Origin of the sequence: Paractinoplanes hotanensis (assembly GCF_023717965.1) — a bacterium.
In the GTDB taxonomy this organism is placed as follows: domain Bacteria; phylum Actinomycetota; class Actinomycetes; order Mycobacteriales; family Micromonosporaceae; genus Actinoplanes; species Actinoplanes polyasparticus.
This window is the reverse complement of sequence record NZ_JAMQOL010000068.1, coordinates 14,450-30,161: the sequence shown is the minus strand read 5'-3', so window position 1 is coordinate 30,161 and position 15,712 is coordinate 14,450. Positions and strand designations below refer to the sequence as shown.

General features: G+C 67.8%; 12 protein-coding genes. 8 read left to right on the top strand and 4 right to left on the bottom strand.

The genetic code is table 11. From position 1 onward, the window contains the following. Positions 1–229: 229 nt before the first annotated feature. Positions 230–1,087, bottom strand: a complete 858-nt coding sequence (locus LXN57_RS40875) for an SAM-dependent methyltransferase (protein WP_251803687.1) — start codon at positions 1,085–1,087, stop codon at positions 230–232. Between the two features lie 146 nt (positions 1,088–1,233). Here LXN57_RS40875 and LXN57_RS40870 point away from each other — a divergent pair, with 146 nt between their 5' ends. Continuing rightward, complete coding sequence (locus LXN57_RS40870) at positions 1,234–3,552, top strand: ATP-binding protein (RefSeq protein WP_251803686.1); 2,319 nt, start codon at positions 1,234–1,236, stop codon at positions 3,550–3,552. Positions 3,553–3,573: 21 nt separating this feature from the next. Here the strand turns inward: LXN57_RS40870 and LXN57_RS40865 are convergent, their stop codons facing one another. Then, positions 3,574–4,026: a helix-turn-helix domain-containing protein gene (locus tag LXN57_RS40865; protein ID WP_251803685.1), complete on the bottom strand. Its 453-nt coding sequence runs from the start codon at positions 4,024–4,026 to the stop codon at positions 3,574–3,576. An 816-nt stretch (positions 4,027–4,842) separates the two neighbouring features. Between LXN57_RS40865 and LXN57_RS40860 the strand changes: the two genes are divergently transcribed. Next, the gene (locus LXN57_RS40860) at positions 4,843–5,292 is read left to right on the top strand and encodes a helix-turn-helix domain-containing protein (protein WP_251803684.1); all 450 of its coding nucleotides are present in this window, start codon (positions 4,843–4,845) and stop codon (positions 5,290–5,292) included. Between the two features lie 59 nt (positions 5,293–5,351). Here LXN57_RS40860 and LXN57_RS40855 read toward each other — a convergent pair whose 3' ends face one another. Next, entirely contained in the window at positions 5,352–6,044 is a 693-nt protein-coding gene (locus LXN57_RS40855) for a hypothetical protein (RefSeq protein WP_251803683.1), read from the bottom strand. 522 nt (positions 6,045–6,566) lie between these two features. Here LXN57_RS40855 and LXN57_RS40850 point away from each other — a divergent pair. The 3 genes from LXN57_RS40850 to LXN57_RS40840 are packed head-to-tail and all read left to right on the top strand — an operon-like array spanning position 6,567 to position 10,827. Continuing rightward, on the top strand, positions 6,567–8,345 hold the full coding sequence (locus tag LXN57_RS40850) for an asparagine synthetase B family protein (RefSeq protein ID WP_251803682.1): 1,779 nt from the start codon (positions 6,567–6,569) through the stop codon (positions 8,343–8,345). A gap of 41 nt (positions 8,346–8,386) precedes the next feature. Then, a complete protein-coding gene (locus tag LXN57_RS40845; RefSeq protein ID WP_251803681.1) occupies positions 8,387–9,658 on the top strand; it encodes a cytochrome P450 in 1,272 nt (423 codons plus the stop codon). An 11-nt stretch (positions 9,659–9,669) separates the two neighbouring features. Then, entirely contained in the window at positions 9,670–10,827 is a 1,158-nt protein-coding gene (locus tag LXN57_RS40840) for a histidine decarboxylase (RefSeq protein ID WP_251803680.1), read from the top strand. A 45-nt stretch (positions 10,828–10,872) separates the two neighbouring features. Here the strand turns inward: LXN57_RS40840 and LXN57_RS40835 are convergent, their stop codons facing one another. Next, positions 10,873–11,718, bottom strand: coding sequence for a hypothetical protein (locus LXN57_RS40835; protein WP_251803679.1), 846 nt, complete (start codon positions 11,716–11,718; stop codon positions 10,873–10,875). A gap of 429 nt (positions 11,719–12,147) precedes the next feature. Between LXN57_RS40835 and LXN57_RS40830 the strand changes: the two genes are divergently transcribed. The 3 genes from LXN57_RS40830 to LXN57_RS40820 are packed head-to-tail and all read left to right on the top strand — an operon-like array spanning position 12,148 to position 15,688. Beyond that, positions 12,148–13,197, top strand: a complete 1,050-nt coding sequence (locus tag LXN57_RS40830) for a MinD/ParA family ATP-binding protein (protein ID WP_251803678.1) — start codon at positions 12,148–12,150, stop codon at positions 13,195–13,197. Continuing rightward, entirely contained in the window at positions 13,197–13,562 is a 366-nt protein-coding gene (locus LXN57_RS40825; protein ID WP_251803677.1) for a hypothetical protein, read from the top strand. Before LXN57_RS40830 ends, LXN57_RS40825 begins: the two co-directional genes overlap by 1 nt. 8 nt (positions 13,563–13,570) lie before the next feature. Continuing rightward, positions 13,571–15,688 (top strand): ICP22 family protein, encoded by a 2,118-nt coding sequence (locus LXN57_RS40820; RefSeq protein ID WP_251803676.1) that lies wholly within the window; start codon positions 13,571–13,573, stop codon positions 15,686–15,688. Positions 15,689–15,712: the final 24 nt, after the last annotated feature.

The following is a 15,712-nucleotide window of genomic DNA, read 5'->3' as shown; positions in this document are numbered from 1 at the left end:
GCAGGCACGGTCTGCTCGATCGGGCAGCAACCCGGGCGGGATCGGCATGCGCGCGATGCACCGCGTGTCAGGGTGCCAGTTGCGGCTTGGCGCTCACGGCGGTGCGGCCGATCTGTCCTGAGCGTCCGTCCTAGACTGCGTCAGGGGCGAGTCGGGTTGCGCGTCGAGGGTCGGCAACTCGCCGACTTTCTCACCCCTCGCGGACACGGGTTGCGGTGCGCGCGCGTGTCTACGGGCGTTCGGCGACCCACCAGCCGACGGTGAACACGCCGGCGGCGCGGGCTGTGTCGAGGCTGCGTTTGCCGGCCATGACTAGCTCCTGGGAGCGGCCGTCGTACTGCTGCCACGCTTGCGGCGGTTCGGTGCTGCCGAGGCAGAGTTCGTCGGGGAACTCATCGCGGGCGACTTTGACGACGAACCCGGCCGCGCTCATCATCGCTGTATAGCTGTCGAGGGTGCCGAGTCCTGCCAGTCGGAAGTGTTGGCAGACGGGATCGGTCAGTTGTGAGATCTGCTCTGTCGTGCGGTGTTGGCCAAAGGGTCGTTGAATCCAGTCGAGGCCGACGAGTCGACCGCCGGGCTTGAGGATTCGGTGGGTCGCGGTGAAGAAAGCCTCCCGGTCGGGCAGATGGCAGGGCGACTCCATGAACAAGACGGCGTCGATCGATCCGGCGGGCCAGTCGGCGAATGTCCTGTAGTCGTGGTCACCGATGGTTCGGAAGCTGGCCAGCTCATCCACGCCGCGCAGGGTGGCCAGGCGCCGGGCGTACCGGTTGATGGAATCGGTGTTCGACACACCGACGATCGTGGCACCGGTGGCGGACGCGAGTTCGACCGCGGCGCCGCCGTAGCCGGATCCGAATTCCAGGACGCAGCTGCCGGCCTCGATCCGGGCATGACGGGCGAGGCGGTGCAGCATCGCGATCTTCGCTTCGTGTGCGGATCCACCGGCTTTCTGAACCGACCAGTCGCCGTGAAACCACATGTCGCCCATCAGCGCCTGGTAGGCAGGCGCGGCGGCTTCGCCGCCGGAGTCCTCAGAGTAGAAGCGTCGGACCTTGCGCTCGTGGCTTTCCGCTACCGTCATGATGACCCTCTCGGGGAAGAGATCGGGACTCCCACCTGCGGGAACTGAGATCATCAAGGATTCTGCCGATCTCTGAAGGTGATTACATCGCCACAACGCGGTAACCGCGTCTACATTGGATACCTAATTTCGGGTAAGATCCATTGATGACCGTAGCGGGTATCAAGGGAAACCTGCCCCTGGACGTCACGCCGTTCGTCGGCCGGGAAGACCTCTTGGATCGGACGTCCCGCCTGCTCGGCCACGTTCGGATGATCACGTTGACCGGGCCACCCGGGGTTGGGAAAACCCGCTTGGCGTTGAAGGTCCTGCAGCGGGTGAAAGCGGACGCCGTCTGGATGATCGACATCAGGGCGTTGGCGGACAAGGCGCGCGGTAACGCGGAGACCCTGTATGCGCATTTGGCGCTGGAGTTGGGTATTCGGCACAACGGGCCCGCCGACTTGATGATCATCGTGACGCATTTGCAGGAGCGGCAGGTCGTTCTGGCGTTGGACAACTGTGAGCATCTGGTGCCGGAGGTTCGTGCTGTCGTGCGAACGCTTCTGGTGGCGGCGCCACAGGTGCGCATCCTGGCGACGTCTCGGCAGGTGCTGGCGGTCGAGGGTGAGTACACCGTTGTCGTGCCTCCGCTACCGTTGCCGGACGCGGTCCAACTGTTCGTCGAGCACGCGGCCGCGGCGGGCGCGGACCGGGCAAGCCTGCTCGCGGATCCGAACGTGAACCTGGTGTGCCGCAGGCTCGACGGGCTTCCGCTCGCCGTCCGCCTCGCCGCGGGCCGTATCCCGGCACTGGGTGCCGCCGATCTGGCGGTCCTGCTCGACGATCGGTTCGCGACGCTCAAGGCGATCGAACACGTGGTGGCGTGGAGCTATCAGCTGTGCGAGGCGGATGAACAGCGTCTGTGGATGATCGCCTCGATCTTCGCCGACGCGTTCTACCTGCCTGCCGTCACGGCCATCGCCACGTCCGCTGGTATCGCATCTGACCGTGTGGTCGACCTGGTCACCGGGCTGGTCCAGAAGTCCGTCCTCACCGTCGACAGTTCGGCGGGTACCAGCCGCTACGGGATGCTCGACACCGTCCGCGAGTACGGCCGGGACCGTCTGCTCGAGCGGGGAGATCAGCACGAGGTGCATGGCCTGCACCGTGACTACGTCCGCGGCCTGGTCGCCGAGGCCGCGGCCGGCTGGCTGGGACCTGACGAGTTGGGCGTCATGGCCGGTGTGCACCGGCAGATGTCCGAGATCATCGCCGCGGTCGACCATTGCGTCACCAGCGGTGATCTCTCGTCCGCGCGAGCGATCCTGCGGGATCTGGTGCGCAGCCGGGCCCCGTTCTTCTGGGGCTCGATGGGGTTGATCAGTCAGCAACTGCAACGGGTCATCGATGCGTCGTACAGCCAGGTCACGGATCGGGCCGACGCCGCGGATCTGGGGGCCACGGCCGCGTTGGCCGGATGGGTCGCGGTCACCGTAGGCCGTTCCGATGACGCGAGCCGTCTGCTGGCCAGCAGTGAGGACCTGTTGGTTCGGTGGGACCTGCCGACGATCGCGCCGGTAGTTTTCGCTGACGGCGGTCGTCAGGCGCTGGGGCTCGGCATGCGTGAAGGCATCGGCATGCTATCGGCAGCGCGGGGCCTGTTTCACGGCTCCGACCATGCCGGCGACCGTCACATGGCAACCATGGTGCGGGCGATGGCTTACGGCTTCTGCGGTGAGCCCGAAGCCGCCCGCGAAGCGAGCGACACCTATCTGGCCGAAGCCGTCAAGGCCCAAGCGCCGTGGGCTGTCTCCTGGGCAATGTGGAGCAGCGCCCTGGTAGCCCTGCGGCGGGAGGACTGGACGGCTGCCAACGACTTCATCGCTCAATGCCTGCGCCTGCAGCGCGGCATGGACGATCAGTGGGGCCAGACCTGGTCCATCGAGCTCGGCGCCTGGATCAGTGCAGCACAACTTGCCGGGGCCGCGAACCCGAAGGACCAGGCGCGGCGCGCGGCCTGGCTGCTGGGCGCCGCTCAGGCTCGCCAGGACAAACTCGGCGTGACCCTGACCGGGCTGCGCCCGTTCGCCGCCGGGCGAGCCGAAGCACAGGCTCGGATCAGGAATGTCCTCGACGAACTCGCCACCGCAGCCGCGACCGCCGACGGTCACCGCCGCCACACCCACGCCATCAGCGTGGCCCTCGGCGACCCCGTGCCGCGCGGGACCCGAGCTGCCACACCGGACGGGCTTTCCGAACGCGAGCGTGAGGTCGTCGAACTCGTTGCTCAGGGTCTGACCAGCGCGGAGATAGCCCAGCAACTCCACATCACCGCAAGCACGGTTGATACCCACGTTAAACGGATCATGGCAAAGCTCGGCGTTCGGAAACGGGCCGCCTTGGCGCTACACGCAGGTATCAACGGGCGACGTGCTGCGGACGGCGGCGATCGCGAAGCCCCTTATGACGCAAGGCCGATCTGACAGCAGATTCGTTCAAACTTCCTACAGCCCATCACGACCGTCGTTGCGCCGGTCGTCTATTTCCCTGATCGTGTCCATCAGCCTGCTCATGGCCGCGATAGCCTCAGCCGCGTCAGGCATGATCGAATCGCGCAGCGCGACCGTCTGTGCCTTGAGTCCTTGTAACGCAGCGACCAACGTGAGCTCCGTACGCGCTCCGGCGGCTACCTCCTCGGATGTGAAGTACTCCACCGGTACGCCGAAGAAATGAGCCAGAGCGCGAAGGTGACCGAGCGTCGGGTCGGTCTTGGCGCCGCGCCGCAGCTGAGCGATGTACGCGTGGGAGATGGGTTCGCCAGCTTCAGTGATCCTTCTGGCAACCTCCCGCTGGGAGAACTCCCGGCCATCCTTGTCTCTGACGTGCTCGAACAGCCAATCAAGGCGCGCTGCCAGCGATGACCCGCCCTCAGCGGTGAGCTTCTCGTCGTCAGGCATCCGTCCTCCTACCTCGCAAGTGCACACCTATGTTTACAGGAAACATTGGTGTGTATATAGGTGTTGACACCGTTCGTTGATACATGTCTATGATCGACGGTCCATTTCGGACGCAGCCGGCTCGGGACATCGGCTCACGGCGCCGGTCAGTGTGGCGCCGGCGTCTCCCACGATCCGGCGCCCGTGGTGCCGCGGGGCATCGCGATATCCAGCGGAGTGCAGGAGGGACGCGAGCAGCGATGAGCTCGTCGGATTCGCGACACGACGAATCGACCGAGAGAAGGGCTACTCCCGGCGCCCGTATTCGCCAAGCGCGCATGGGGCGGCAGTGGTCGTTGCAGCAGCTGGCTCTTCAGATGCGCCTTTACGCAGGGAGACGGGGGGATCCTGCGCCGGCGGTGTCGTCCTTGAAGCCCATGATCTCTCGATGGGAACACGACAAGGCGAGACCAGATGAGTACAACCGGCGCCTGGTCGCAGCAGTATTGCAGGTGACGGTCGAGGATCTAGGACTGGATAAAGACCCGGACTTCGTCTGGTAATGCCGGGCACGTGGATGCTAAATACTCGGCGGTGTCTCGCTGCTACAACAAGGCTGATCGTGGCAAGTAGTCAAGGCCAACTGCCCACGTAATGGCCGCCTGCCTGCCGCCCGAGACAGCGCAGCGAGCCGACGGTCACCAGAACGCCTCGGCAAGTTACCCCTGCCAGTCGGCCCAGCGCCGTTGTATCCGTTTGTATCTACACAACGACCGACAACCTCCAACAACACTCGACAACTTCCGCCGTAGTGGCGTCTGCGGAAGGGTCAATGCGGTGAAGACGACAACGACTCCGTTGGCCGACCGAGCTACGACGAAGGATGTGTTGAACAGATGCGACGAACCGGCGCTCATGGACGCCGATAGGACTGTATCGAGAGCGATCCATGCCAATCCGAAGCCAAATTGGAAAGGGGGCGACGCAGGAATGGAACCGGCCGACGTGGCCGATAGCGACTCAGAGGAATCCTTCACCTACGGCCGTAGGCTGCGCCGGGCGCGCCTGGCCAAGCAGTGGTCCCAGCTCCAGCTGGCGTATCGCATGCGCGACATCGGTGCCGAACATCGCGGTGCCGCAACTCTGCATTCTCTACTGATCATGATCAGTAAGTGGGAGAACGATCGCAAACGCCCGACCCAGTACAGCTTGCATCTGATCGCTGCAGCGCTCGAGATCGATGTCACCAGCCTCGGTCTGCCCGTCGATCAGGACTTCGTTTTCTAACCGAGCGCACCACAAAGGCCGTTCGCCCTGCACTCGGTCGTGGGGTCAGCAGGAGACGGCTACCGGCCGTTCGTCTCGCCAGACTCCTCCTGGCTAACACCGCTGAAGACGCCCAACGCCCAGACCAGCACGCTGGCGTACGTGTGTAACGCATTCGGAAACGCCACGAGTCGGCTCTCGCCGCCGTCGTTGCCTGCAGCGACGGTGGCGATGTCGTCGTACGAACTCGACGGTGTGCCTTGCATCTGGTTGGTGATCAAGTCAAGCAGGTGCTGGCGGGTCTGCGTCATCGTCTTGTTCTGCTCTGCCACAACCTGCTGTTCTGCGTCATCCTCGTTGAAGCGGACGGATGGCAGATAAAGTCCGGCTGCGGTGATGACGTCGGATGGGCTAATGCGTTCCGACCCTGGCAGTGGAGTTGATTCGCCGCTCGCCACCGCAGCCGCCACCTGCGATGCGTACACCGCATAGACCGTGCTGGCGCGAGCCAGAACGATGATCGCCTGCTCGAAGTACTGATCGGCCACAACTTGAAGGTCCCCGGTGACCTGCCACATCAGTGGGCTCGACCGCGGGTCGGTCCGTTGGGTCTCGAGCGCGGATTCGACCTGCAGCGTGAAAGTCAGTGCCTGATGAAGGTGCACGGCCGCCTGATTGCACGCTGTACCCATTTCCAGCAGCGAAGCGCGCACCTCGGTCGGCAGCCGTATACCCATATGGGGCTGTAATAGCTGGTGCGTCGTCGGCGCCATATGTCGCCGTCCCCCTTCCGCTCCCGCGGGCGCCCCGTCCACAGGAGACTTGCAGTCTATTGCCAGTTACTTATCTGGCTGCGCGGCACCGCGTCAAGAAGACCGAGTTGACAGCCGGAAGGACAGCCCCGGACAGCCCCGGACAGCTACCCCGAACGCATGATGTCGCCGAGGGTCGAACTCGTGGCAAACGTCCGTCTGACTGTAGACGTGGCCCTCCCGGGATTCGGCGCACAGCCCGACCCGGGTGGGCGATCCCACTCGCCTGAGGCAGCCGAGCCAGCGTCGACGCAGGCCGTCTCAACGCTCGCAAACGTGCCCCGACGCCACCGCGCCCTACCCACCGCAGGTCGCACCGGGCCGGCGCGGCGGCTGCGGGTAGCGGGATCGGTGCTTCCGGCGAGGCGATGGCTGCTCTGCACGTGGTGTCACCGGGCTGCCTCGTGCACTTCGAGGCGCGCTGACCCGCCACCTTCTCTCAGTCATTCCTGCGCCCAATCACTACGTCATGGGGGACACAGCATGGCAATCACCGGGTGGATCCATCCCACGCGGGATCTGCGCGACGAGCGGCCTGCGGTCAACGCGATGGCCGTTGCATTTGCGGCCGGGGTGTTGCGCCGCGACGTCGTCCGGCTGGCCCGGCGGAGCGCGTTCGCTCACCTCGGGCTGACCGGAGGCTACGCCGACTGGCGGCATCCGGAACGCCCCGACCCGGACCTGGCGCTGGCCATCGACGGGCAACTGAGCAACCGCACGCATCTCGACGAGCAGTTGTACGGTCGGCCACGGCCGTTGTCGGGTGACGCCGAGGTGCTTCTGCACGCTTATCGGGCCTGGGGCGTCGGCCTGGTCGACCGGATCGCCGGCACCTACGCCATTGCCATCTGGGACAACCTCGCCCGGCAGCTGCTGCTCATCCGCGACCCGCTCGGTGCCCGCACCCTGTTCTACTCCGTGGTCGACGGCGGAATCGTGTTCGCGACCCGGGCCACCGCGCTGCTGGCCCACCCGGCGGTCAATCCGGTCGTCGACGCCGACGGCCTCAATGAACTGCTCACCCTCGGCCCGGTGCGCACCCCGGGCCACGGCGTCGTGGACGGCGTGGCCGAGGTCCTGCCCGCCGAACTCATCCAGGCGGGTCCGGGTGGGCTGCGACGGCGCTATTACTGGTATCTCGAGGCCGACGACTCCCGCCACGACGCCGACACCGCCGTTCAGGTGGTCCGTCGTGCCCTGGCCGAGACTACGGCGGCGACCCGCACCCGCCGGGCGGGAGCGGTGCTGCTGTCCGGGGGCGTCGCATCGGCTACCGCGGCCGTCTACGCCGCCGGAATGCGCGGGCACCGGCTGGCGGCCTGGACCCTCGCCCTGACCGGCCCGCCTGAGCTGCCCGGGGACGTCGGCGCGGACGTGGAGCAGGCCGAACGCGCCGCCGGGCACCTGCGCCTGCGGCACAATATGCTGGCCATCGGCCGGGACACGCTGCTCGACACCGCGCCCGGCGCGCGCGAGGCCCTCGATTTCCCCGGTGAGGCCGGCGCCGATGCCCTCCTGCTCGCCGTGCTGCGGCGGATCGCGGCGGCGGGCAGCACCGGCGTCGTGACAGGTCACGGCGCCGATGCGGTGTTCGGCGGCTACCGGTGGCTGCACGACTCGCTCACCCTGGCCACGGATGATTTCCCCTGGCCCGGTGTCGGCGACCCTGCCGACCTGCTGAACGCCGATGCCCGCCATCATCTGATGCCGGGGCTGTACCGGCAGCACCGCTACGAGCAAGCCACCCTGGGCGTGCCCCATCTGACCGGTGCTGACGCTCTCGGGCGACGCCGACGCACGATGGCCTACCTGACTCTCACTCGGTACCTGCCGCACCTGCTGACCCGCCTCGGCCAGCTCGCCGACGCCGCCGGAGTCACCCTGCACACGCCGTTCGTCGATTGGCTGTTCGCGGCCTACCTGTTCAACACGCCAACGGGTCTGCGGCACCTGCTCGGCGTCCCGAACGGGCTGCTGCGCCACGCCGTCTCCGACCTGCTGCCGGCCGAGACCACGTGGCTGCGGCCCCGCCCGTTCCCCAGCGCCGAACTGCTCGACGGCTGGCAGCAATCCCGTACGGCGCAACTGCGCGACATCCTCGACGACCCCGAGGCGCCACTGCGCCCGCTGCTGGACCGAGGCCGCGTCACCGAGCTTCTCGTCCGGCCTGCCGGCCCGGTTAGCGACCGGGCCCCGGCCACCGTCGCATACCTCGTCGACGTCAACGCCTGGTTGCTGCGCCACCACATCTCACTCACCTGACCTTCCGCCGAGCTTCCGAATTTCTTCCGCAGGAGTACGCGATGAGACTCGACCCGTTTAGCGGCCCCTACAGCCGCGACCCCGCCACCACCTGGCGGCGCATCAACGCCACCGCCACGTCCATCAGCTACGACGATCACCTCGCGATGTGGCTGATCGCCGGACACGACAACGTACGCACCGTGCTGGCCGACACCACCCGCTTCAGCAACGCCGCCACCATGCTTCCCATCACCGCGCTCACCGCCGACGCCGGCGACATCCTGGCCGGTCTCGACGCCCCGGCCGTGGCCGTTGCCGCCGATCGCCCTCAGCACCTGCGCACCCGAGCGATCCTGCGGGCGTTGATGCCCACCACCGTGGCCCGCGCCGAACAGCAGTGGGGGCCGCTGGTCGCGGCCCGCACCGACGACCTGATCACCGGCATGACAACGAACGAACCGACTGACCTCATGCACTTCGCGGTGCAGCTGCCGCTGCTGGTCATCCACGATGTTCTCGGCCTGCCGGTCGCAGCTGCTGAGCAGGTCCGCGCGTGGACCGACGACTTCGCCGACCTCGTCTGGGGGAATCCCACTGCCGAAGCTCAGATCGCGCAGGCGTACTCCAGCGTCGCGTTGTGGCGATTCTGCGCCGACATCGTCTCCCGCCGTGCCGACCGCGGCCACGACGGCCCGGGCCTGATCGGTGAGCTGCTGCGCTACCGCAACAACGACGACAGCAACCTCACCATCGCCGAGGTGGCCGCTCTGGCGCTCAACATCGTCGGCGCCGGCTGGATCACCACCACCGGCGCTCTCGGCAACGCCCTCGCCCACGCCCTGGCTGAACCGGTCCGGTGGGCACGGCTGGCCGACGACGAGCATTACCTCAACCTGCACGTCGAGGAAACCCTGCGGCACAGCCCCGCCATCGACGGCTGGCTGCGCCTGACCATCACCGACGTCACCCTCGACGGGGTCACCATCCCGGCCGGCAGCCGCTGCCTGGTCCTGATCGGCGCCGCGAACCACGACCCTGCCGTCTACACCGAACCGGAAGTCTTCGATCCCCGCCGCGGCCGCGGCGGGCAGCACCTCGCCTTCGGCGCCGGCCCGCACTACTGCATCGGCGCGGCCCTGGCCCGCCTCGAACTGACCACCGCGCTCCGAGCACTGGCCCGCCGGCTACCGAGTCTCGCCTTGGCGGCCGGGTTCCAGCAGCAGTTCAAGACCAGCGCGGCCCTGCGGCAGCTCACCAGCTTGCCCGTTGAGCAGCGCCCGGCCGGCCGGTGCCCCGTCGCGCACGGCACTTCCGCGGGGCCGCGGTCATGACGGGACACGGCATGACCGACACCCTCCCGGCCGGTTCCGTCATCCGGTCCCCGGGCGCCGTACGGGCGATGGACGCGCGTCTGCGCGCTGTCGAAGCGCGGCTGGCCGCCGCCACCTCCACGAACATCGGGTTTCCCGGCGCCCGCGACATCGACTACCGGCCGCTGGCGCCGCTGCTGGGTCATCTGCTCAACAACCTCGGCGACCCCCGCATCGACCCGCTGTACCCGGGCCACGTACACGATCTGGAACGTGACGTTCTCGACTTCACCGCCGAGCTGTTCCGCGCCCCGCCCGGCTGGAGCGGCTACCTCACCAGCGGCGGCACCGAAGGCAACCTGTACGGCCTGTGGCTCGGCCGCACGAAACTCCCGAACGCTGTCGCCTATTACTCCAGCGCGGCGCACTACAGCGTGCCCAAGGCGTGCCACTTGTTGGGCCTGCCCGCCGTCGAGGTCACCACGACTGCCAGCGGCCAGATCGACTACACCGACCTGACCCGCAAAGCCGCGCGGCACCGCAGCCGGCCGGCGATCGTCGTGGCCACCATCGGCACCACCATGACCGAGGCCGTCGACGACGTCACCGACGTCCACAACGCCCTGGACGTCGCCGGAGTCCGTCACCGCCACATCCACAGCGATGCTGCCCTCGCCGGCGTCCCGCTCGCGACCACCGCCAACCGGCCCGCATTCGACCTGGCCGACGGCGCCGACAGCATCAGCGTGTCCGGCCACAAGTTCTTCGGAACCCCCGTGGTCTGCGGAATCGTCCTGACCCGGCGCAAGCCCGAAGAGCTCAGCCCCACCGTGCCGTACCTCAATACGCATGACACCACCATCAGCGGATCCCGCAACGGCCTCGCCGCAGCGATGCTGTGGCACGCGACCACGTCCCTCGGCGCGACCGGGCACGCGGACCGCGCCGAGCGAGCCCGTGAGGTGGCCGCCTACGCCGTACAACGACTTCACCAGATCGGATGGCCGGCCTGGCGCAACCCCCTGTCCTTCACCGTGCTGCTCAGGCGGCTTCCCGCCGATATGGCAACCGTCTGGCCACTGCCGACTCAAGGTGACTGGTCCCACGTCATCTCCATGCCCGGCGTCTCGACGTCGCACATCGACGCACTCGTCGACACGCTGGCCGCTTACGGCAGCAACCCCGATTGAGAAGTCCCGAGTGGACATTCTCCGCGGGCGTTTCGTTGCGACTTCTTACTGCCCCCATCGGGCATACAGCTGTTTCAGGCTGATCAGGTCGCGCTGACAGTGTTCCCGCTCTTGCTCATCCGAAGCAAGATCGACAAGTGTGCTGAAAGATTTCACTGCGCGGTCGAAATCTGCGCGCGCACCGTCGCGTTCGAGTCGTGTGACCAGCAGCGGCCCCAGCAGTTGGTGAGCCCGTCGAATGGCGGGGCTGGTGATCCGCGGATGGCGTAAAGCGCGTTCGGCCATATTGATGGCGTCATCGAGGTCAGATCCGGCCGCAGACGGCATGAACCGGCTGCGTGACGCGGAGACGCCGGCAAGGTCGAGCAACCTCATTGCGTAGGCAGGGTCGTCGTCCATCGTGTGGTCGAGCAGCCGCACGAAAACAGCGACAACAGTGTCCGCCAGTGCTGGATCCTGTGTCTTCAGCCATTGAGCGCGAACGGCTGAGGCGTGGCCTTGCAGTGCACGCAGCACAGCGGTCGGCTCGTCCGTCTCGGCGCCGCGCGCGATAGCGTCATCGACCTCTCGGCGTAGCTGGGGTGCGACATCACCCCCGTTCGCGGCGTGCATCCACACCGCGAGAGCGACGTAGGCGTGCCTGTCTTCCGCACTCGCCAGTTCCGTCGCGCGCAGCCGATGCACGACGATGACATCGGCCAGAACACCTACCGGCAGCGCGGCGCCCTGGCAGCGCTGCAGCAGCATGCCATCAAGTGCCTGCGAGGTGTCGGCGAGCGCCTCGTCTTCAAGTGCCGCACGCATGCTATGGCGGTCTACATAGTCCTCGACGCGGCGGTGCAGCCGTGCTTCGACGGAAGAAGGCGCTTCTCGGCGCCGCCAGAAAGCCACCGGCCGAGGCTAGCCGTCACCGGCAAGCCGATCCAACGCGATTGCCGCGACTCGTCCTGCGGCGGTCAGCGGCTGCTTCGTCGTCGGGCCTCCGCGCAGTGGCTTCCGGCCGTCCACAGAAGCGTTGCGGGTTAGCGAAGGACAGTACTGGACAGTGCCGGACAACTGCCGTCGCCATAACAGCCAAGGCAGGGTAGATGGCGTGACCGATCGGCATTTCTGCGAGAGGAAGTGCGGTCGGGCGACGAGCGATGAATACACGTCAGAGGGGGCGTCGATCGTCGCCTCGAATAGTGATTCACCGATGCGCTGAGGAACTTGACCGGCCGAATTCCCCGCGCTGCTCGAGTCACCGGCCGGTACTTATCGGCTGCCTATCGCTGACCACGTGCGATTGCCCCAATCAATCGCACGTGGTCAGCAAACAACGTGACGACACTCGAACCCAATCCGAGGGGATGGATGGTGCTCTCGATCGCCGCGCCGGATGCGCCACCCGCTGATGCGATGGTGGCTGCTGGGGATTCCGCATCGCTGGACAGCGGCACGGAATGGCCGGCCTATCCGGTAGCTGACCAGCGCAGCCACGAACGGCCGGTGAACCAGCCGGTCGTCGTGCGAGCGCGCGCAGTGCCCAGCGAGTTCGGACCCGCAAACATCGCGGAACGGGCCTGGCTACGAGCCGCCGCCCTGCATCCCAACGCGATGATCGCGGTGTCGTCCGCCGACGGCGGAGTCGGCCGCTCCACCCTCGTCGCCGCGCTCGGCGACCTGCTCGCCCTCGCCGTTCCGGGACCGGTCGTCGCAATCGATATGCACCCCGTTCCCTGGGGTGGTCTCGGCGAACGTATCGGCCGGTCGAACGCCGGGACTATGTGGGACGCGGTTCGCGACCTGCATACCCTGACCAGCCGCCACGAGGTCGAACGGTGGACCCAGCGCAGCCCCTCGGGGCTGCTGGCGCTGGTCGGGGAAACCGAAGGGCAGGGCCGGCGCCCGCCACGCCACGACGAAGCCGCGGCGGTCGTCGAGGCGCTGCGCAGGATCTACCCGCTCACGATCTGCGACGTCATGCCCGCCCTAGTCACCGGCGTATGGCGCACCCTGGCCGCCGCATACGCGCCGGTGCTGGCCGCGCGAGCGACCACGGACAGCCTGCACCACACGATGCGGCTGCTCACCCACCTACGCGCGGCCGGAAACGGCGCCGTGGTCGACCGAGCTGTGCTGGCCGTCATCGCCACCTCTCCGGCCACCGACCGCACGGTGCGCGCCGTGCTGCGGCAAGTAGCCACGGTCGTCCCCGACGTCGTTTCGATCCCTTATGACCCCCAGCTCGCCCGGCCCGAGCCGGTCGACGCGCGGCGCCTGAAGAAGCAGACGCGGACCGCGCTGGTGCAGCTGGCCGACGCCGTCATCGGCCGGTGCGCCGATTCCCGGGTCGCCTTACCCATCGCCGCCCGAAAGGAGCGCGCCTGATGATCTCCACGCTGACTGCTTGGCTCGCTGTGCGGCTACCCGATGTCGCCCAGCAGATGCTGGCAGCACCCGAGCCGACGCCGTCGAACGGCCCCGGCGGGTTCGACTGGAACCGCGTATACCCCGACGGCTCGGCGATCCCGAAATCCGACATCTTCTACACGATCATGCGGTCGGTCATGTGGCTCGGCGGCGTGGCCGCGTTCTGCGGCCTGGTCGCCGGCGCCATCGCGTTCGGTGTCGGACCCATTTTCGGCGCGCACATCGTTTCCGACCGCGGCAAGAGCATGATGTGGCGCAACGGCCTGGTGGCGATCATCGTCGGGTCCGGGACGGTTATCATCGCCGGGCTGCTGGTGCTGTGACCGCGGCCATGCACACGACCCAGGCCGCCCGGGCCGGCTCAGACCATCGCACCTCTGGCCGGGCAGGCATCGCGCGCGGGCTGCTGCTGATCGCTGTCTGCATTGCGGTGCTGCTCGGCGGTGCGGTCCGCGCTGAGGCGGCCCCAGCCCCGAGCCCCGCATCGTCGAGCCCGGTCGTCGACGTGGCGTGCGCGGCGAAAGCACCTGGGTCGGTCGCGTGGTGCATGCCGTGGGCCGTGCACGTCGACAAGCCCACCGCTCAGGGGCGCTCGCACTGGGTCACTCAGTGCAGCAAGGCGACCAGCGACGCTGACAAGCAATCCTGTGCCGCTGCGTCGATCACCTTGAGCGGCAAACCGCGCGACGGGACCGCGTCGGTGCTGATGGACGGCCCAAGCACCGCGGCAGGCCCCACCGGGCTGATCAACTGCGCGGCGCAGCTACCCGTCGGCTACAGCCCCGACTCTCACACGCGGCCGGATGTCGATCTCAAGTACAGCTTCTGCCAGCAGCAGGTGGCCGTGTGGGCGACGCAGATGTATGACCCGGATCCGAAGCAGCCGGACTGCCCGGTCACCGATGTCAGCTGCAAGGTCCAGCGTAATGCTCAGGAAGCCTTGGAAACCGGTGTGCGAACGGGCATCCAGGGGCTCGTGGACGCGGCGGTGCAGGGCGTGGTGTTCCTGCTGTCCAAGCTGGCCAGCTGGGTCTTCACGGTCACCGCGATCTCGTCACCGGACGCCGCGTTCTACTCCACGTACAACTCGCTCGCCGGCGTGATGGTCGGCCTGATCTTCATCTTCTTCATCGTCTCCACGGTCATCAACGGGCTGCGCACCACCGGCGGTCCCAGCCCCGTCGCGTCCCTGGGCGGTCTCGTGCGGGCGGTGCTGGGCGTCACCTTCGCCGGCGGGCTGGCCTACACGATCGTCGCGGCGTGGGACCAGGCCACCAACGCGGTCATCGCCGCGAACGCGCGGACCGCGTACGACCCGTCGACGCTGGTGACCAGCTTCAGCAACCTCACCGGCGGCGCCGGGACGATGTTCATCGCGCTGCTGCTGTCCGTGCTGGCCACGATCGGCCTGCTCCTGCTGTTCGTGATCATGCTGTTCCGCGGTTTGCTGGCCACCGGCGCGGCACTGTTCGGCGCGGTCGCGATGTCCGGGCAGGCCATGCACGAGACCCGGCATTGGGGGCGCCGCTGGTTCTGGACGGTCAACGCCCTGGCCAGCAGCAAATTCTTCATCGCCCAGCTGTGGATCTACGGCTCCCGCGCGGCGTACGGGTCGGACGACCTGATGAACGCACTGCGCGGGGTGCTGCTGATCTGGCTGATGGTGGTGGCGCCGTGGATCCTGCTGCGGCTGACAACGCTGTGGGACGGCTACCTGTCCGACGTCAACGCCCATGGCATCGTGTCCAGCGCCGGTGGCCCGCTGCAGCTGGGCGCCGCCTTTGCCGATGGGGTCCGCGGCGGGGCCGCCGACGCAGGTGGTGGTGGGAGTCCGGCGTCCGGTGCCGCCGGCGTCATGGACGAGACCGCCGCGAGTGTGCCGACCAGCCCGAGCGAGGCAGCCGGGGTCGGTGACGGCACCGGTCGGCAGATAGGCGACGCCGCGTCGACCGGCGCCGACGGCGGAAAGGTCGGCGAAGCCACCAAGGGCGCCGGGAGCGAGGAACAAGGCCAGGACGGGCCCAGTGAGACCCCGAACGGCGACGAGGCCGACGGCATTCAGTCGGGTGCGCAGAGCGCGCAGCACGACGTGGCGTCCGGGCAGCTCACCGCTCCTGGCGATGCCACCGGCTCGCACGGTTCCCTGCCGGTCACCCCCGGCGGGGGGCAAGCCGCCGGCCCGACCGGTGGCGTTACCAGCGACCTCACCGGCATCCCGGCCGGCGTCGGCACGGGTGGCGGATCCGGCGACAGCGGCACCGGCACCGGGGCGGACGCCTCGTCGGCGGGTGAGCCACCAGCAGCGGCACCGGTAGCGGGGCCGGACACCCCGCCGCAGCAGCACTCATCAGCCGACGGTGATCAGTCCGGTAGCCGCTCGGGCGCCGCAGCGGGTGGCGGCGATGGTGCTGCCAGCGCGGCCTCCGAAGCGCCCATCGTGCCGATCTAGCCCGACCTTCACGAAAGAGAAGAA

Coding starts and splice junctions, on each gene's coding strand:
- LXN57_RS40875 (WP_251803687.1), bottom strand. CDS start 1,087: ATGACGGTAGCGGAAAGCCACGAGCGCAAGGTCCGACGCTTCTACTCT.
- LXN57_RS40870 (WP_251803686.1), top strand. CDS start 1,234: ATGACCGTAGCGGGTATCAAGGGAAACCTGCCCCTGGACGTCACGCCG.
- LXN57_RS40865 (WP_251803685.1), bottom strand. CDS start 4,026: ATGCCTGACGACGAGAAGCTCACCGCTGAGGGCGGGTCATCGCTGGCA.
- LXN57_RS40855 (WP_251803683.1), bottom strand. CDS start 6,044: ATGGCGCCGACGACGCACCAGCTATTACAGCCCCATATGGGTATACGG.
- LXN57_RS40850 (WP_251803682.1), top strand. CDS start 6,567: ATGGCAATCACCGGGTGGATCCATCCCACGCGGGATCTGCGCGACGAG.
- LXN57_RS40845 (WP_251803681.1), top strand. CDS start 8,387: ATGAGACTCGACCCGTTTAGCGGCCCCTACAGCCGCGACCCCGCCACC.
- LXN57_RS40840 (WP_251803680.1), top strand. CDS start 9,670: ATGACCGACACCCTCCCGGCCGGTTCCGTCATCCGGTCCCCGGGCGCC.
- LXN57_RS40825 (WP_251803677.1), top strand. CDS start 13,197: ATGATCTCCACGCTGACTGCTTGGCTCGCTGTGCGGCTACCCGATGTC.
- LXN57_RS40820 (WP_251803676.1), top strand. CDS start 13,571: ATGCACACGACCCAGGCCGCCCGGGCCGGCTCAGACCATCGCACCTCT.